General features: G+C 60.1%; 17 protein-coding genes. 7 read left to right on the top strand and 10 right to left on the bottom strand.

What is annotated here, in order from left to right; genetic code table 11:
* Positions 1-11 precede the first annotated feature (11 nt).
* From AYR47_RS00790 to colR, 5 genes are all read right to left on the bottom strand, one after another.
* Positions 12-239, bottom strand: a complete 228-nt coding sequence (locus AYR47_RS00790) for a hypothetical protein (protein ID WP_028617789.1) — start codon at positions 237-239, stop codon at positions 12-14.
* A complete protein-coding gene (locus AYR47_RS00795; protein WP_033898549.1) occupies positions 236-955 on the bottom strand; it encodes a lipopolysaccharide kinase InaA family protein in 720 nt (239 codons plus the stop codon). The genes AYR47_RS00790 and AYR47_RS00795 overlap by 4 nt, the downstream gene beginning before the upstream one ends.
* Before the next feature lie 4 nt (positions 956-959).
* Positions 960-1,640 carry a class I SAM-dependent methyltransferase gene (locus tag AYR47_RS00800; RefSeq protein ID WP_061433935.1) on the bottom strand — a complete coding sequence of 227 codons (681 nt, stop codon included), beginning with the start codon at positions 1,638-1,640 and terminating at the stop codon, positions 960-962.
* A gap of 189 nt (positions 1,641-1,829) precedes the next feature.
* A complete protein-coding gene (locus AYR47_RS00805) occupies positions 1,830-3,110 on the bottom strand; it encodes a sensor histidine kinase (protein WP_033898552.1) in 1,281 nt (426 codons plus the stop codon).
* Positions 3,100-3,783: a two-component system response regulator ColR gene (gene colR / locus AYR47_RS00810; protein WP_003175870.1), complete on the bottom strand. Its 684-nt coding sequence runs from the start codon at positions 3,781-3,783 to the stop codon at positions 3,100-3,102. Before colR ends, AYR47_RS00805 begins: the two co-directional genes overlap by 11 nt.
* A gap of 201 nt (positions 3,784-3,984) precedes the next feature.
* Here colR and AYR47_RS00815 point away from each other — a divergent pair, with 201 nt between their 5' ends.
* The 3 genes from AYR47_RS00815 (at position 3,985) to AYR47_RS00825 (ending at position 7,998) form a co-directional block, all read left to right on the top strand.
* Positions 3,985-5,934, top strand: a complete 1,950-nt coding sequence (locus AYR47_RS00815) for an LTA synthase family protein (protein WP_033898554.1) — start codon at positions 3,985-3,987, stop codon at positions 5,932-5,934.
* A gap of 77 nt (positions 5,935-6,011) precedes the next feature.
* Positions 6,012-6,710, top strand: coding sequence for a response regulator transcription factor (locus tag AYR47_RS00820; RefSeq protein WP_061433938.1), 699 nt, complete (start codon positions 6,012-6,014; stop codon positions 6,708-6,710).
* A complete protein-coding gene (locus tag AYR47_RS00825; RefSeq protein WP_061433940.1) occupies positions 6,700-7,998 on the top strand; it encodes a sensor histidine kinase in 1,299 nt (432 codons plus the stop codon). Before AYR47_RS00820 ends, AYR47_RS00825 begins: the two co-directional genes overlap by 11 nt.
* 437 nt (positions 7,999-8,435) lie before the next feature.
* Here AYR47_RS00825 and groL read toward each other — a convergent pair whose 3' ends face one another.
* The 5 genes from groL to AYR47_RS00850 all read right to left on the bottom strand — a co-directional run bounded on the left by groL (position 8,436) and on the right by AYR47_RS00850 (position 13,074).
* A complete protein-coding gene (groL, locus tag AYR47_RS00830; protein ID WP_016975515.1) occupies positions 8,436-10,082 on the bottom strand; it encodes a chaperonin GroEL in 1,647 nt (548 codons plus the stop codon).
* 50 nt (positions 10,083-10,132) lie between these two features.
* The gene (locus tag AYR47_RS00835; RefSeq protein ID WP_016975516.1) at positions 10,133-10,429 is read right to left on the bottom strand and encodes a co-chaperone GroES; all 297 of its coding nucleotides are present in this window, start codon (positions 10,427-10,429) and stop codon (positions 10,133-10,135) included.
* Positions 10,430-10,676: 247 nt separating this feature from the next.
* Positions 10,677-11,153 (bottom strand): FxsA family protein, encoded by a 477-nt coding sequence (locus AYR47_RS00840; RefSeq protein ID WP_038848696.1) that lies wholly within the window; start codon positions 11,151-11,153, stop codon positions 10,677-10,679.
* Between the two features lie 66 nt (positions 11,154-11,219).
* Positions 11,220-11,951, bottom strand: coding sequence for a HugZ family pyridoxamine 5'-phosphate oxidase (locus tag AYR47_RS00845; protein WP_061433942.1), 732 nt, complete (start codon positions 11,949-11,951; stop codon positions 11,220-11,222).
* A gap of 115 nt (positions 11,952-12,066) precedes the next feature.
* Entirely contained in the window at positions 12,067-13,074 is a 1,008-nt protein-coding gene (locus AYR47_RS00850) for a DUF481 domain-containing protein (RefSeq protein ID WP_033898563.1), read from the bottom strand.
* Between the two features lie 145 nt (positions 13,075-13,219).
* On the opposite strand from AYR47_RS00850, the gene AYR47_RS00855 reads away from it, so the two are divergent.
* From AYR47_RS00855 to AYR47_RS00870, 4 genes are all read left to right on the top strand, one after another.
* On the top strand, positions 13,220-13,582 hold the full coding sequence (locus AYR47_RS00855; RefSeq protein ID WP_061433944.1) for an MGMT family protein: 363 nt from the start codon (positions 13,220-13,222) through the stop codon (positions 13,580-13,582).
* Positions 13,583-13,625: 43 nt separating this feature from the next.
* Positions 13,626-15,158, top strand: coding sequence for an AmpG family muropeptide MFS transporter (locus tag AYR47_RS00860; protein ID WP_061433946.1), 1,533 nt, complete (start codon positions 13,626-13,628; stop codon positions 15,156-15,158).
* 184 nt (positions 15,159-15,342) lie between these two features.
* Positions 15,343-17,058 (top strand): proline--tRNA ligase, encoded by a 1,716-nt coding sequence (locus tag AYR47_RS00865; RefSeq protein WP_061433948.1) that lies wholly within the window; start codon positions 15,343-15,345, stop codon positions 17,056-17,058.
* Between the two features lie 20 nt (positions 17,059-17,078).
* Entirely contained in the window at positions 17,079-18,032 is a 954-nt protein-coding gene (locus AYR47_RS00870; RefSeq protein WP_061433949.1) for a hypothetical protein, read from the top strand.
* The last annotated feature ends 2 nt before the right edge of the window (positions 18,033-18,034 follow it).

Here is an 18,034-nt window from a genome sequence, read left to right on the forward strand (position 1 = left end):
TTTGAATCGTTTCAACTCTGTGGCCTCATCCCTTGAGACATGCCAAACATGAACAGCAACAACTCATGATCAGGCTTGGCTGCGGTGCTCGCCTTGGCGACGCGCGGCAACAGGCATTGCGCGCCACCCTGCGTTGCACTGAGCACCTGTGTGCGAGGCTGTTCCCAGGCCGCCAGCGCCAAGGCTGCAACGCCCAACGCCCCGACCAGGAACAAACCTCGTGCTATTTCTAGCTTCATCTGGTTAAACCCTTGATAGCGCTGCCAAACGCCGTCTCGTAAAAGTAGCTGAGTTTCTTCCAGTCCGTGTCGTTCCACGACGAATGGCGGCGCAGTTGCAGCATGTCATGGGAAGCGGCCCGATAAGCGGTCAAGCGTTGGCGGCATTTCTCGAAATCCAGCAGCGCCACTTCGACGTTGGCCGAGTCGCCCTGGCCGGTCACTCTTACAAAAATGTGCTTGATGTACAGGCAGCCATGCTGCCAGCGCCCACGGTGCATACGCGCCAAGGTGCCAGCAAGCTCCTTGAGCACGCGCTCATGCACCAGCTCGCCGTACTGTTCACGACCACCGGCGGCATACCAGTTTTCGATTTCGTCGAAGCCATCGAGGGCCGCAGTCACCAACAGTGCCTGCCAGTGGTGCTCAGGGTCGCGGCGCGCCTCGCAAAAAACCATCTCGGGTACGCGTACATCCAACAGGCGCAGGCCCTTGATGGCATCCCGCTCACGCAACACAGTGGGACGGCCAAACGGGTGCAACCAACTGCGGTAGATGTGCCCGGTCTGGCGCTTGCTGTAGAGCAAGCGTCCATTGGCACTCATCACGCGTTGCACACCACTTTCACCACCACGGCGACGGTTGGGTTCTTCGACCCACTCGCCTTGCTGGCGCCAGAAATAATCAAAGCGTTCTTCGGGCGCTACATGACTGCCTGCTACGCACTCAACTGCCATCCTGTTACCTCTTGCGCAATACATACACTCGCCACATGGCGTAGAGCGGAATGAAGTCCAGGGACTCCTGAACACGGAAACCGGCTTCTTCGAATTCTGCTTCAACAGTAGCAGCCGGTAACACAAATCTGTTTTGGTAACCTTCCTGCTCACCTTTTTTGCGACGCTGCTCTTCGAGACGCTTGCGTTTCCAGGCTTTGAAATTGCCATCGACCCACAGCGAAACGATCACGCTGTCACGGGTAACGCGCTGAAACTCCCGCAATATCGCCAGTCGGTGCGCCGGATCACCAATGTGGTGCAACAGGCGCATGCAAAAAATGCTGTCGACCGAGTTATCCGGCAGATCGATATCAAACGCAGATGTCTGCAAGGGTCGTACCCGTTTCACCACATCGGCGGGCTGGGCAGCCGTTGCGACCTTCAACATCGACGCCGAGTTGTCGGCGCCAATGATGACGCGATTGGGCTTTTCGGCCAGCAGCGGCCAGAAACGCCCGGCGCCGCACGGCAAGTCGAGCACCAGGCCAGGCTCACCGGCCATCGCCAGCGCACCACGGGCCAATTGCTCGTCGCGTTTGTGGGACAACCGGCGGGCCAGATTGTCCTGATGCTTGAGCAAATACTCTTGGGCGTGTTCGTCGTCGTACTTTTCGGAAAATTCGAGTTTGGTCGGGGTAGACATCGACGGATCTCCAGTTGCTGATGCCTACAACCTTAAGCAGCAGTCTGTGATCAACAGGTCAACCCGTTGTGAAAAACTTGTCCTGTCCAATCCCCATACATTTCAAGACTTTACAGACACAAGCAATGGCATGGGGCCATCTTCGCCGAATGACGGTGATCTCTGGCAGGATAGCGGCAGAGGGTGGAGTCAGGCGTTGACCTGACTCAGTTGCACATGAAAGCGGCAGCCATTGGGCTCCATGGTGCTGAGGCTCACGGTCCAGCCCTGGTTCTCGCAGATGCGCTGGACCAGCGACAACCCCAGGCCCAGGCCTTCTCCGCGCTTCTCGCTGCCGCGTACAAACGGCTCGAACATCGCCTCACGTTTGTCTTCGGGAATACCGACCCCGCTGTCTTCCACCACAAAGCCCGTGGGTTCCAGGGTCAGGCGGATAAACCCGTGTTCGGTGTAGTGCAGGGCGTTGCGCAGCAGGTTGCCCATGACGGCGTGCAGGAAGGTGGTGTTATAGCGCGTGTCCAGGGGGTGACCGGGGTTGTAGATCAGCTCCAGGCCTTTTTGCTCGATGGGCTCGCGCCAGATACCGAGCAGATCATCGGCCACCTGCGCGAGGCTGACCTGCGGCGACATGGCCGACTCATCATGCTGGGCACGGGCCAGCATCAGGAAGGTCTGTACCAGTTCGCGCATCTCTTCGCAGGCCCGGGCGATACGCAGCACCTGGTTGCGCCCACGCTGGTCGATGGCCGGGTTTTCCAGCAGCAGCTCGCAGGAGCTGGCCAATACCATTAACGGTGTGCGCAATTCGTGGCTGACATCACTGGTGAACAACTGCTCACGGGACAGCGCCTGACGCAGGCGTCCCAGGGTGGCATCGAAGGCCACGGCCAGTTCACCCACTTCATCCGCCGCGTAATCCGGTGCCAACGGCGGAGCCAGGCCCAGCAGTTGGTCACGGTGACGCACCTGACGGGCCAGCCGCACGACCGGCGCCATCACTTTGCGCGCCAGCACCCAACCGAGGAACACCGCCAGCGCCAGGCTGAGGACGAAACCCACCAGCACCACGGCAAACAGCACGCGCTCGCGCTCTTCAAAATCGCTTTGATCCTGCAGCAACACGTAGCGCCGGCCGTCGACCACTTCGACCATGGCGTGGTACGACAGCGCTTCGCGGAACACTTCATGGAAGCCGGGCTCAAGGTGGCGCAAATCCTTGGGCAACTCAAAATCCCCAGGGCCACCGCTGAAGTAAAACAGCTGATCCGGCTCGGGCCGGTGCCGCCAGTCTTCGACCGTGTCCATCAGCAGCAAGCGCTGCAGGTCACCGCCCAGGCCCGCCGAGATCAACTTCTCTTCCACCAGGTGCACCGTCGCGACGATGCCCATGGCGAAGGCCCCCGCCACCAACGCACTCATCAACGCAAAGGCGATGATGATCCGTTGGGCAAGGCTTTGCTTAAACTCCATCACGACCCTCGGCCAGGCGATAACCGACACCGTGCACCGTTTGCAGCAACGGCTTGGCGAACGGTTTGTCGATCACTTGGCGCAATTGGTGGACGTGGCTGCGCAGGCTGTCGCTGTCCGGGCAGTCGTCGCCCCACAAGGCTTCTTCAAGGATTTCGCGGCGCAACACGTGCGGGCTCTTTTGCATCAGCACCGCCAGCAGTTTCAGGCCAACTGGGTTGAGCTTGAGCAAGCGGCCTTCGCGGGTCACTTCCAGGGTGTCGAGGTCGTAGCTCAGGTCACCCACTTGCAGGGCGCGGCGCCCGCCACCCTGGGCACGGCGCAGCACCGCTTCAATACGCGCGGCCAGTTCCGACAGGGCAAACGGTTTGAGCAGGTAATCATCGGCGCCAGACTTGAAGCCCTGCAACCGGTCATCCAATTGGTCGCGGGCGGTGAGCATGATCACCGGCGTGTCGCGGCGCGCATCTTCACGCAGGCGTTTGCACAGGGTGTAGCCATCGATGCCGGGCAGCATGATGTCGAGCACGATGAGGTCGTAATGCTCGGTGGCGGCCAGGTGCAGGCCCGACAAACCGTCCTGCGCACAGTCCACGGTATAGCCTTTTAGCCCCAGGTAATCGGCCAGGTTGGCCAGAATATCGCGGTTGTCTTCAACCAATAGAATTCGCATGGGCAGTGTCTCCGTACGCGGTAACGGCCGTGTTGGCTCGCGCAGCTTAAGGCCAACTGTGACTCAGGGATAGACCTGGAAGGCCCGTCGATTAAGGTTTTCAACCGATATTTTAGTTGAACGAGATTTTCACTATAGCTTCACAAGTTGACTACAGTGTCAGAGCGAAGATCGCCACCCATTGATATAAGGAACATAGACATGGGGTTTCTCAAAACAGCGCCTATGCGCTATTTGCTGTTGGTAACCGGTGCCTGGCTGGTTGTTTTCCTGCTCACGCGCAGCGTGTTGCTCATCACTCACCTGGATGAAGTCGGTGGCAACCTGTTGCCAGTGTTTGGCGTGGGCCTGCTCTACGACTTGGGTTTTCTGGCCTACGCGGCGCTGCCGTTGGGTCTGTACCTGCTGCTCTGCCCACCTGCGCTGTGGCGTCGTCGTGGGCACCGCTGGTTTTTGCAGGCGGTGCTGACGGTCAGCCTGTTCGCCATGTTGTTCACGTCGGTTGCCGAATGGCTGTTCTGGGATGAGTTCGGCGTGCGCTTCAACTTTATCGCCGTCGACTACCTGGTGTATTCCGATGAAGTGCTGAACAACGTGCTGGAGTCCTACCCGATCGGCAAGCTGCTGAGCCTGTTGGCGATGCTCGCGATTGTGTTGAGCCTGGCCCTGCGCAAACCGTTCAATGCCGCGATGAATGCGCCTTTGCCACCGCTGCGTGGCCGCCTGGTCAACGCCCTGGGCCTGTTGGTGGTGGCGGGCCTCAGCCTGCAACTGATCAGCCAGGACAGCCCGCGCACCCTAGGCGGTAACGCCTACAAGAACGAGCTGGCAAGCAATGGCCCGTACCAGTTTTTTGCTGCGTTCCGTAACAACGAACTGGACTACACCCAGTTCTATAAAAGCCTGCCGGCGGACGTGGTTGCCAAACAGTTGCGCGCCGAGCTCAGTGAGCCCAACGCCCGCTTCATCGACAAAGACCCGCTGGATATCCGCCGTGCTATCACCAACCCCGGCACGTTGCGCAAACCCAATATCGTGCTGGTGACCATCGAAAGCTTCAGTGCCAAGTACATGGGCAGCAACGGCGACGAGCGCAACCTGACGCCCAACCTGGATGCCCTGCGCAAACAAAGCCTGTACTTCAATAACTTCTATGCCACCGGCACTCGCACCGACCGAGGCCTGGAGGCGATCACCCTGGCGATCCCACCGACGCCGGGCCGTTCGATCGTCAAGCGCATCGGCCGCGAAAGCGGCTTCGCCAGCCTCGGCCAGCAGCTCAGCGCCATCGGCTACGACAGTGTATTCGTCTACGGCGGGCGCGGTTATTTCGACAACATGAATGCATTCTTCAGCGGCAACGGTTATCGGGTCGTCGACCAGAGCAGCGTGCCCGAGTCAGAAATATCGTTTAAAAACGCCTGGGGCATGGCCGACGAAGACCTCTATAAACAAAGCCTGAAACTGGCCGATGCGGACTACGCCAAGCAGCAACCCTTCCTGCTGCAACTGATGACCACGTCCAACCATCGCCCCTACACCTATCCCGATGGGCGCATCGATATCAAATCCGGCAACGGCCGCGACGGTGCGGTGAAATACACCGACCATGCCATCGGCGAATTCCTGGAGGCTGCACGCCAGAAGCCGTGGTTCGACAACACGATCTTCGTGTTCGTCGCCGACCACACCGCCGGCAGCGCCGGCAAGGAAGACCTGCCGATCACCAACTACCAGATTCCGCTGTTCATCTATGCCCCCAAGCTGGTCGAGGCACGGGAGACCGCGCAACTGGCCAGTCAGATCGACTTGGCGCCGACCTTGCTGGGGCTGATCAACCTGAGCTACGAATCGACGTTCTTCGGTCGCAACCTGTTGCAAGACAACCCGCTGCCACCGCGTGTTGTGGTCGGCAACTACCAGCACCTGGGACTGTTTGACGGCAAAGACCTGGCGATCCTCAGCCCACGCCAGGGCCTGCGTCGCCATGACCAGGCGCTGGGGGAAAGCCAGGAGTTGCGGGTGGGCAGCGATGACCCGCTGATCCTGCGCGCCATCACTTACTACCAGGCCGCGAGCTATGGATTCAAACAGCAATTGCTGAGCTGGAAAGCGCCGAAGGACGTGACGCCGGCAATCAGCGCCCGCTGATCGTCACCCCGAGCCCTTGCCTACGCAGGGGCAAGGGCGTAACACTTGCGCCCATTCTCCGGCGACGACGCCCTTTCATGTCCGACACCCTGCTGCTGATCGAAGATGACCGCCCTCTGGCCGCACTGACCGCCGAGTTCCTGCGCGCCGAAGGGTTTACCGTGTCGGTGGAGCATCGCGGCGATCGCGCGGCCCAGCGTATCCGTGATGAGCAGCCGGCGTTGCTGATTCTGGATGTGATGTTGCCGGGCATCGACGGTTTTACCCTGTGCAGACAGATCCGCGACCACTACCCCGGTTTGATCCTGATGATGACGGCGCTGGACGAAAACGCCGAGCAACTGACCGGCTTCAACGTTGGCGCGGATGACTATGTGGTTAAACCCGTCGACCCACTGCTGTTGCTGGCCCGGATCCGTTCGCTGCTGCGTCGCCATCCGCAAGCCCCGCGTGCTTATTACCAGTGGGGCACGTTTCGATTGGATCTCAACCACCACTTCGCCTGGCTCGATGAGGTGCCCTTGCAGTTTTCGGTAGCCGAGTTCGAGTTGCTCACGATTTTCGCCCGCCATTGCGGGGTGCTGCTGACCCGCGAAAAGCTCCTGCAAAACCTGCGTGGCCTGGAGTACGACGGGCTCAATCGTTCCGTGGACATGCGCGTGTCGCGTCTGCGCAAGAAGTTGATGAGCCTGGACTGCCCGGTGACCATCCAGACCATCACGGCCCAGGGCTACCTGTTTGTCGAAATCCCGCAAGGCGCCCAGCATGCGCTCTAACGTACGGCCATGGATGGCAATCGTGGCGGGCACCAGTTGGGGCGCATTGACGCTTTATCTGTTGTGGCTGTGCGCGAATGCCTCGGTGTTTGTCGGTGAATACAGCTTTTTGCGCTTGATGGCCGGGCCTGGCTACCTGGTGGCGGAGCAGCTCAAGCCGTTGCCGGCCGAGCAGCGTGAAGCGCGCATGGACGCGCTGCGTGCACGCTTCCAGTACCCGATCAGCCTGGTCAAGCTGGACGCGATCGAACTGCCGCCCGAAGCCCTGATCATGCTCAAACACCAACAACCGGCGCAGAGCAGCGATGAAGACATCACCTACTTTCCGCTCGACGACACCACCCTGATCCAGTTCGGCCCGATGTGGGGAACGGCTGAGGTCAAGGACCTGCTGCAATTCCCGGTCTATGGCATCACCGCGTGCGTGGCTGGCCTGCCGTTGGTGCTGTGGATGTGGCTGGGTCTGCGCGCTCGCCGCCAGCGTCGCGCCGATGTGGAAGCACTCAATGCCTGCCTGGGCACCCTGGCTCGCACGCCCAACGCCATGCTGCCGGCCATGGGCAAGGAATGGACGCCGCTGCTGCAAACCGTGCAACAACATGCGCAGGACATTACGGCCATGAGCGAGCGTCACCGGGAGGTGTCCCAGGCCGTTTCCCACGAACTGCGCACACCCTTGGCACGGATGCGTTTCGCCTTGACCTTGCTGAGCAAAAGCGACGATTCACTCACCCGTACCCGCTTGCAGGAACGCCTGCAAACCGATGTGGAAGAACTCGAAGCCCTGGTCCGCGCCAGCCTGGCCTTTGCCCGGATGGCCGGTGCGCCCACCGACCTGCAACATGAACCCATCCCTATCCGCGACTGGCTGCATCAGGAGTTTGCCTTGCTCGACGGGCACCAACGCCGCCTGAGCCTGGACACCGAGCCGGCGGACCTGCAATTGATCGGCGACCGCGCCTTATTGCACTTGATCGTACGCAACCTGTTGAGCAATGCCGTCACCTACGCCCGCGAACAGGTGTGCGTCAGCGCGGCCTGCCAGGATGAGCACCATCTTGTGCTGCACGTGGACGACGACGGCCCTGGCATCCTTGCCGAAAACCGCGAAAAGGTATTCGAACCCTTTGTACGGCTGGCCATGGGCGGCGATGAGCCCGGTGGCTTCGGCCTCGGCCTGGCGCTGGCCAGGCGTGCGACCCAATGGCATAGCGGCAAGCTGTCCGTTACGCGCAGCCCTTTGGGCGGTGCACGCCTGACCCTGATCCTGCCCCTACGCCCACGCTAACCCGCGTGTTACAGCCTGTGACAGTGAACCGCTGGCATTCTCCGTAACCTCGCCACCTGATCCAGGATTAGCCCTGTGCCCTGGGTCCTGTCCTTTGGATCAGGTTGGAGAGCCCGTTCATGCGTCCCCCCAAGAAGCATTTGCTTACGTTGATGCTATCGCTGTGTATCGCCGCCAGTTCACTGCTGGCCTGCCACTGGGGGAGGCCCATACCCCGCACAAGCGCATATGTGCCTGCCGAAGAGCCTCTCGACAGTACGACTGCATCGTGGTCCGCTGCACGTGTGCTCTTTATCGGCCAACCCACCCTGGCCCGCGGGATGACATTCAAGAAGCTGTTGCGTCGACGCGGGATTGGTTGAGTAACAGTCGTCCATAAAAAAGCCCCGCCTGCATCACTGCAGGCGGGGCTTTTCAGTTAGCCGGGTAAGGCTGGCTTACATCATGCCGCCCATGCCACCCATGCCGCCCATGTCTGGCATACCGCCGCCAGCCGAGCCTTCAGCCTTCGGCTTGTCAGCGATGGCCACTTCAGTGGTCAGCAGCAGACCAGCGATCGAAGCAGCTGCCTGCAACGCGGAACGGGTCACTTTGGTTGGGTCCAGGATACCCATCTCAACCATGTCGCCGTATTCGCTGGTGGCAGCGTTGTAACCGTAGTTACCTTTGCCGTTCTTCACTTCGTTGACCACAACACTTGGCTCATCGCCGCTGTTGGAAGCGATCTGGCGCAGTGGGGATTCAACGGCGCGACGCAGAACTGCGATACCGACGTTCTGGTCAGCATTGTCGCCTTTGAGGTCAACCAGAGCTTCCAGAGCACGGATCAGCGCAACGCCACCGCCAGGTACCACGCCTTCTTCAACGGCTGCACGGGTAGCGTGCAGGGCGTCTTCAACGCGGGCTTTCTTCTCTTTCATTTCAACTTCGGAACCCGCGCCAACCTTGATCACTGCTACGCCGCCGGACAGTTTGGCCAGGCGCTCTTGCAGTTTTTCACGGTCGTAGTCGGACGAAGTCTCGGCAACCTGGGCGCGGATCTGGGTGATGCGAGCCTGGATGTCCTGCTCTACGCCAGCACCGTCAACGATGATGGTGTTTTCTTTGGAGATGGTCACGCGCTTGGCACTGCCCAGGTTTTCCAGGGTGGCGCTTTCCAGGCTCAGGCCGATCTCTTCGGAGATAACGGTACCGCCAGTCAGAACAGCGATGTCCTGCAGCATAGCCTTGCGACGGTCGCCGAAGCCTGGCGCCTTGACGGCTGCAACCTTCACGATGCCACGCATGTTGTTCACTACCAGCGTCGCCAGGGCTTCGCCTTCAACGTCTTCGGAAACGATCAGCAGTGGGCGGCCGGCTTTGGCAACGGCTTCCAGTACTGGCAGCATTTCGCGGATGTTGGAGATCTTTTTGTCGACCAGCAGGATCAGCGGGCTTTCCAGCTCGGCAACCATGGTTTCTGGCTTGTTGACGAAGTACGGGGACAGGTAGCCACGGTCGAACTGCATGCCTTCTACAACCGACAGTTCGTTTTCCAGGCCAGTGCCTTCTTCAACAGTGATCACGCCTTCTTTGCCGACTTTTTCCATGGCTTCGGCAATGATGTCGCCGATGGAGCTGTCGGAGTTGGCGGAGATGGTGCCTACCTGAGCGATAGCCTTGGTGTCAGCGCAAGGCTTGGACAGGTTTTTCAGCTCGGCAACAACAGCGATGGTCGCCTTGTCGATGCCGCGCTTCAGGTCCATCGGGTTCATGCCGGCAGCGACGGCTTTCAGGCCTTCGTTGACGATCGACTGAGCCAGAACGGTAGCGGTGGTAGTACCGTCGCCTGCATCATCGTTGGCACGGGAGGCAACGTCTTTGACCAGCTGTGCGCCCATGTTTTCGAAACGGTCTTCCAGTTCGATTTCTTTGGCTACGGAAACGCCGTCCTTGGTGATGGTCGGAGCGCCGAAGCTCTTCTCGATGATCACGTTACGGCCTTTCGGGCCCAAGGTCGCTTTTACTGCGTCAGCCAGGATGTTGACACCGGTGAGCATTTTCTTGCGGGCGGAATCGCCGAATTTAACTTCTTTAGCAGCCATGATCGATAATCCTTAAATACTTTGGAGTAACGGGAAAATGAGCGGGAAAATTACGCTTCCAGTACGGCGAGAATCTCGTTCTCAGCCATGACCAGCAGGTCTTCGCCGTCAACTTTCACAGTGTTGCTGCCGGAGTAAGGGCCGAATACAACCTTGTCACCGACTTTAACGGCCAGAGCACGCACTTCACCGTTTTCCAGGGTTTTGCCTGGACCCGCAGCGACGATCACACCGTGGTTGGCTTTTTCAGCAGCCGAACCTGGCAGAACGATACCGCCAGCGGTTTTCTTTTCTTCTTCGCTACGACGGATTACGACGCGGTCGTGCAGAGGACGAAGCTTGCTCATTGTCGATCTCTCCTAATTGTGTTTTTCATCGGCCGGTGTCAATACCGGCGGGTTGTATTCCGGCTGAGCCGGTCGCGCCTCGCCAAGCAAGACGCGGAAGTCTGTCTGGTGTCGCCACCAGAAACCTTGCGGTGACCGTTACATAAGGGCGCATAAGCTTATTACAAGGGGCCTCGGCGTAATTTTTTTGCGTGTGCCGACGGCTCAAAGCAACACGGCACCCAGAGGTGCCGTGCCAGTGAAGCGGTTATTTACTGTCGCGGTGTTCGAACTCGCCTTCGATCACATCGCCTTCACGCCCCAGCGGCTGGCGCGGAGCCGGACCGCCACGGGGTTGCAGGTCGTCGGCGAACGCACGCTGGCGAACCGCAGCCTCTTCGGCGCGCTGGCGCATCTTGCCGGCCAGCAGTTTGCGGGTGAACGGCAGCAACATCACCAGGCCCACCACGTCGCTGATGAAACCCGGCAGGATCAACAGGCCACCGGCCAGGGCCATCATCAGGCCTTCGAGCATGGTCTGGGCGGGCAGTTCGCCGCGATTCAGGCTTTCACGGGCACGCAGCGCCGTGGCCAGGCCGGCGACGCGCAGCACCAGGACGCCGAGCATCGAGCCGAGAATGATCAGCAACAGGGCCGGGAAAAAGCCGATCGCACTGCTGACTTGAACGAATACGAACAGCTCCAACACCGGGAACAGCAGAAAGAGCAACAAAAAAGGGCGCATCAAATGGTTCCTCAACGCAAGAATGCCTTGCCAGTCCACCTTAGATGACGTCGCCGTTTCGTGAATTCAAGCGTCAGCGGCTTCTTTTTTCGGCCAGACCTGGGCGTGAGCCAATGAAACCAGGGCTTCGCGTACTTGTGTCGGCGTGTTGCAAGACTCCGCAAACGGCAACCAATATAAGGATTGGCCTATACGCAAGTGCATGCCTTCGCTGTCGATGCCGGCCAACTGGGCAGGCTCGGACGTCGGCAGGCCGGTGAGGTCGACGTAATGGGCAATGGCCTTGGTGTGATCGCTGTTCATGTGTTCGATCATGCTGCGCTCGGCCTTGCCCGCGAACGGGTTGGCCAATGTCAGTTGGTCGACCCAATGAATCGCGCCAAAGCCGCCGATGTAACGGTGACGCACCGGCTTGAGTACCCAGAAGTCAAAATCGTGGGCCTTGTGATAGTTGGCTGAATCGGGGAAATAGCGGTAGTAACGCTCGGCAGCCGCCTCGATGGCAGCGCCCTCCTCCAGTTTTTCGGCTTCGGCCAGGTAGGTCAGGCGCCCGACGGCCTGCACGTCATCCGCCTCGCGCTCACCCACCAGCAGCGAGCACTTGGGGTCTTTCTGCAGGTTGTGGGTGTGCTGGGCAATGCGGCTGATCAGGATCAGCGGGCGGCCCTGCTCATCCAGGCAATACGGCACGACCGAACCGAAGGGGAAGCCAGGCATGGCTTTGGACAGTGTGGAGAGAGCCCCACGGTATTCCTTGAGCAACAGCTCTCGGGCGTTCTTGGCAACCTGTGCGCTCAACGTATGACTCCTCGGATAATCAGTCGCCCATGGCCTATGGGGCCTATGGGAATGAATCTCAACGCAAGGTAATCATTATCGGCAAAGGTTGCCAAGCAGGTTTTGTTCGCCCGTGTTACCAGGCTACGCCGAAGCCTGCGGTGTAACGGGTCTTGCTCAAGCTGCTGTCGGAGTCGCCACTGATGATATCGCGCTCGGCCTTGAGGTTGAGCGAAGCCCACTCGGTGACTTTGTAGCGCAGGCCCATTTCTGCATCCAGCGAGTATTCGGCCGGGCCGCCGATAGGCTTGCCCACTTCGCCGTTGGTGAAGAACTCGACGGTCTTGCCCACCAGGTAGCGGTTGTAGTTCCACTTCATGGCCAGGGAATAGAAGTTGTCCTTGCCGCCGTCGGCGTATTCATAGTCGGTGCGGTTGACCAGCGAGCCCAGGGAGAACGCGCCGAGTTCATCGTCCCAGAACTGATAGCCGGGGCCGGTGCCGACGGTGCGTTGGCGGGACAGGTCTTCAACCTTGTCGCGCTTGTAGGTCAAGCGGCCCTGCCAGAACCAATGCTCGGTCAGGAAGCGGTCGAGGTCGTATTCCAGGGCCCAGTTGTCGGTGGTGGTGACATCATCCTGGAACTCACGGTTGTACTCGCCCTGTCCGGTGTGACGCCATTGGCCATGGCGGGCGGTGGTCTTGAAGTCGATGTCGTAGTCGTTGGTGTCTTTGTCGGCGCGTTTATAGTCCAGCGCCATGTCCACGTTGCCTTTCCACACCAGGTCTTCGATCACCGGCTTGGGCTTGATGATCTGTTGGATGCTTGCCAAATCGACAGTCTTGGGCGCTTCACCGTTGGCCAGCACCACCTTGCCGTCATCCGCTGCTTTCAGCGACTTGGCCTTCTCGCCGGTGTAGGCGTCCTGCTTGACCAGCAGCTCCTGGTCGCTCTCCAGGGTTTTCACCTGCTTCCAGTCCACCGGGATGGCGCCGGCGTAATCGGTCTGGATCAGCAGCTTGCCACCGTCGAAGACCTTGATCTTGCCGGTCAGGCGGTCACCGTTCTTCAACCAGACGGTATCGGCGAGCAAGGGCGTGGAGGCGCTGAAAACAGCGAGGCACAGCAGGGTTCTGGACAACATAAGCGGATCGGGAGCTCAAGGTTGGCGAAAAGGGGCGATTATCGTGTTAGATAGCTAGGACTGACTCAAGGATTTAAGTTGAGTTCAATTCTCATCAACACACTTACAGACCTTTCCTACAATTGTGCCGTCGGTATCAATGGATATGCCCACCGTGAATCAGCCCCCCGAAACGCCACAAAGCCCCGCCGAAATGCGCCGCACCGTGCTCTACCTGACCCTGGCCCAAGTGCCCGCAGGCTGCGTGGTGAGCTACGGCGAGCTGGCTCACTTGGCGGGCCTCGGCCGTGCGGCGCGTTGGGTGGGACGCACCCTCAGCCAACTCCCCGAAGACACCAAGCTGCCCTGGCACCGCGTGCTGGGTGCCGGTGGTCGGATAAGTCTGCCGGTGGGCAGTGCTTCGGGTGACGAGCAGCGGGCGCGTTTGCGCGATGAAGGTGTCAATATCCTGAACAATCGCGTTGATATTCAGCGCCATGGCTGGCGCCCGGTAGAGCACAGCGGTTAGAGTGCGCGCTTTGTTTCCGCAAATCTGAGGCAGACTCCAGCCCATGCCCCGTAAAACCTGGCGCGCCGCGCTCGCCGCCTATGCCAGCCCCTCGACGTTAGTCCTGTTGTTGCTCGGCTTTGCCGCCGGCCTGCCTTACATGTTGGTGTTCTCGACGCTTTCAGTGTGGTTGCGTGAAGCCGGTGTGGCCCGCGAGACCATCGGCTATGCGAGCCTGATCGGTTTGGCGTATGCCTTTAAATGGGTGTGGTCGCCGCTGCTCGACCAGTGGCGCCTGCCGCTGCTCGGCAAACTCGGACGCCGTCGTTCCTGGCTGGTGCTGGCCCAGTCGCTGGTGATCCTCGGATTGATCGGCATGGGTTTTTGCGACCCGCAGAAACACTTGTCCTGGCTGATCGCTATCGCTGTCATCGTCGCCTTTGCGTCCGCCACCCAGGACATCGCCGTCGACGCCTATCGACTGGAAATCGCCGACGACAGCCGCCAAGCTGCGTTGGCCGCCAGTTACATGTCCGGTTATCGCATCGCCGCCCTGCTCGCCACAGCGGGTGCACTGTTTTTTGCAGAAGGTTTCGGCTCTACCGGTTTCAACTATAAACACTCGGCTTGGACCGGCACCTATGTGCTGTTCGGCTTATTGATGATCCCGGCGCTGCTGACCACCCTGTTCATGCGCGAACCCAATGTGCCACTGCGTACCCAGTTGCAGGCCGGACGTTACAGCTTCGTGCATCAGCTGGCATCGGTGTTCGTACTGATCGTGTTGCTGGTGTCAGTGCCGGCGATGTTTACCCAGCTGTTCAACACCGATTTCGAAAGCGTGCTGTTCCACGGCATGAGCCTGTGGGACTTGCTCATGGAAGACCGCGCGTTCCTGCGCGCCATCCTCTATATCACCCTGACCTCCCTGTGCCTCTCGGCCATGGGTCGGCGTGGCCTGGCGCCGGTGCTGACGCCGGTCAACGACTTCATCCTGCGCTACCGCTGGCAGGCGTTGTTGCTGCTGGGACTGATCGCCACCTACCGCATGTCCGACACTGTAATGGGCGTGATGGCCAACGTGTTCTACATCGACCAGGGCTTTACCAAGGACCAGATCGCCGGGGTCAGCAAGATCTTCGGCCTGATCATGACCCTGGTCGGCGCCGGCATGGGCGGCCTGCTGATCGTGCGTTTCGGCATCCTGCCGATCCTGTTCATTGGCGGCGTAGCCTCGGCCGGCACCAACCTGTTGTTCGTGATGCTCGCCGACATGGGCCCGGACCTGCAGATGCTGATCTTCACCATTTCCCTGGATAACTTCAGCTCAGGGCTGGCGACCTCGGCATTCGTGGCCTACCTTTCGAGCCTGACCAACCTGAAGTTCTCCGCCACCCAATATGCGTTGCTCAGCTCGATCATGCTGCTGTTGCCGCGCCTGATCGGTGGGTATTCGGGGGTGATGGTGGAGAAGTTCGGCTATCACAACTTCTTCCTGATCACCTGCATGCTGGGTGTGCCGACGCTGGTGCTGATTGCGCTGCATTGGTTTCAGGAGAATCGGCGGGCGAAGTTGGCTCCCCAGGCAGAAGACTGACCTGTGGGAGCGGGCTTGCTCGCGAATGCGGTGTGTCAGTCGCTGGAGATGTTGACTGATCCTACGCATTCGCGAGCAAGCCCGCTCCCACAGACCCCTCTGCATTCTGATGCCTGTACTCCAGCAGCCGGCGCCCGTACAATCCAGAGTCATTTCAAGTCCAAGCAACCGACAACGGCCTACCATGCGTACCAGTCAATATTTGCTCGCCACACAGAAAGAAACGCCTTCCGACGCGGTCGTGATCAGCCATCAGCTGATGCTGCGCGCCGGCATGATCCGCAAACTGGCCTCCGGCCTGTACACCTGGCTGCCCATGGGCTTGAAGGTGATGCGCAAGGTCGAAGCCATCGTTCGTGAAGAAATGAACGCTGCCGGCTCTCTGGAAGTGTTGATGCCGAGCACCCAACCGGCTGAACTGTGGCAGGAATCCGGGCGCTGGGAAGAGTACGGCCCTGAGTTGCTGCGCTTCAAGGATCGTCATGGCCGCGATTTCTGCGCCGGCCCGACCCACGAAGAAGTGATCACCGACCTGATGCGCAACGAGCTGAGCAGCTACAAGCAGCTGCCGCTGAACCTGTATCAGATCCAGACCAAATTCCGTGACGAAATCCGCCCACGCTTCGGTTTGATGCGCGGCCGTGAATTCATCATGAAGGACGCGTATTCGTTCCACGCCGACCAGGCATCGCTGCAGGTCACCTACGACCGCATGCACCAGGCCTATTGCAACGTGTTCACGCGCCTGGGCCTGAAATTCCGCCCGGTTGAAGCGGACAACGGCTCCATCGGCGGCGCCGGCTCCCACGAATTCCACGTGCTGGCCGAGTCCGGCGAAGACGACATCGTGTTCAGCAACGGCTCCGACTACGCGGCAAACATCGAGAAAGCCGAAGCCGTGCCACGGGAAACCTCCCGCCCAGCACCGGCTGAAGAGCTGCGCCTGGTGGATACGCCAGAGACCAAGACCATCGCGGCCCTGGTGGAAAAATTCAATCTGCCGATTGAAAAAACCATCAAGACCCTGATCGTGCGCGCCGAAGAAGAAGGCAAGCTGATCGCCCTGGTGATCCGTGGCGATCACGAACTCAACGAAATCAAGGCCGCCCAGCAACCTGGCGTGGCCAGCCCGCTGGTCATGGCTACCGACGCCGAACTGCGTGACGCCATTGGCGCCGGCGCGGGTTCGCTCGGTCCGCTGAACCTGCCGCTGCCAATCATCATCGACCGTTCGGTCGAGCTGATGAGCGACTTCGGCATCGGCGCGAACATCGATGACAAGCACTACTTCGGCGTGAACTGGGAGCGTGACCTGCCGGTTCCGACCGTGGCCGACCTGCGTAACGTCGTGGCCGGTGACCCAAGCCCGGATGGCAAGGGCACCCTGGAAATCAAGCGCGGTATCGAAGTCGGGCACATCTTCCAGCTGGGTAACAAGTACAGCCAGGCGATGAACTGCAAAGTGCTGGGCGAGAACGGCAAGCCAGTGATCCTGGAAATGGGTTGCTACGGTATTGGCGTTTCCCGCGTGGTGGCCGCTGCCATCGAGCAGAACAACGACGCGAACGGCATCATCTGGAGTGACACTCTGGCGCCGTTCCAGATCGCCCTGGTACCGCTGCGTTATGAAACCGAGCAAGTACGCGAAGCCACCGACAAACTGTATGCCGAACTGACGGCCGCCGGTTTTGAAGTGCTGCTGGATGACCGGGACAAGAAAACCAGCCCAGGCATCAAGTTCGCCGACATGGAACTGATTGGCATCCCGCACCGGATCGTGGTCAGTGACCGCGGCCTGGCCGATGGCAATCTGGAATACAAGAGCCGGACCGAAGCCGAAGCCCAACCGTTGCCGGTGGCTGACGTGCTGTCTTTCCTTCAGGCGCGTATTCGTCGCTGAAAACCAGATCAAGAGAAGTCATGTTCAAGCGAAACACCAGAGCCCTGGGGGGCGCCGCCTTGTGCGGTGCCCTGCTGGTCAGCGGCTGCGCCAACCAGATGTCGCAACGCAGTGAGCACGAGGAGCGGGTCGAGCGTAAGTTGCTCGACCACAGCCTGCAGATCGATGTAGGCGAACCCAAAGTGCTGGAGCTGCCGCAACGCCGGGTCCGTATTCACGAGCAGAAGACCTTTGAGGTCACCGAGTTCGAAGTCACCCGTCGTTACGACCGCTACACGCCCTACCAGCCCTGGCGCAAACTCTATGAGATGCCGTTGGGTGCCGTAGCCCTGGTGGCCGGCGCGGGCGCCAATGTGGTGAACGTCTTCGCCCTTGGCAACCTGCCGACCAGCGTGACGCGTGACTGGCTGACTTACGGCGTGGACGGCCTCAACCCGTTCATGAACGTGCAGTCCCACGGCCGTGCGCAACAGAACCTGGCGGGGATCGATGAAGTCCAGCGCGACAAGCGTGTGGAGTATTCGAGCCTGCCCTGGAGCGAACGCCCGGTGCAAGTCACCGCCGGCAAGCAGGTCCATGAGCTGACCACTGACCGTAACGGCGTACTGCGCCTGAACCTGTTGGACAGCCCGTTTGCCGAGCAGGACCTGAACCGCGTCACGACCTTGAAGATCAGCGTGGAAGATGGCCAGGACGACGTGCATTCGGACTCCACGCTGGCGGTCAGCAGCACCTTGCGCAACAAGCTGCTGGAAGCCCACGGCCTGATCTACGACGACCTGGAAGACGACGAAGTCAGCCAGTGGGTGCACCGCGTCAAGCGCCTGTCTGAGCTGGGCCTGGAAGAAGAAGCCAGCGAGCTGGAACAAAGCCTGATCGAACTGACCCGCAATGATCCCGAGTTGCAGCAGGAATTCCTGCAAGCGCTGACCAAGGATGCGGGGCGGTTGGTGGCGGATCCCGGGGCTCGCTGAAA

Source organism: Pseudomonas azotoformans (assembly GCF_001579805.1).
Classification (GTDB): domain Bacteria; phylum Pseudomonadota; class Gammaproteobacteria; order Pseudomonadales; family Pseudomonadaceae; genus Aquipseudomonas; species Aquipseudomonas azotoformans_A.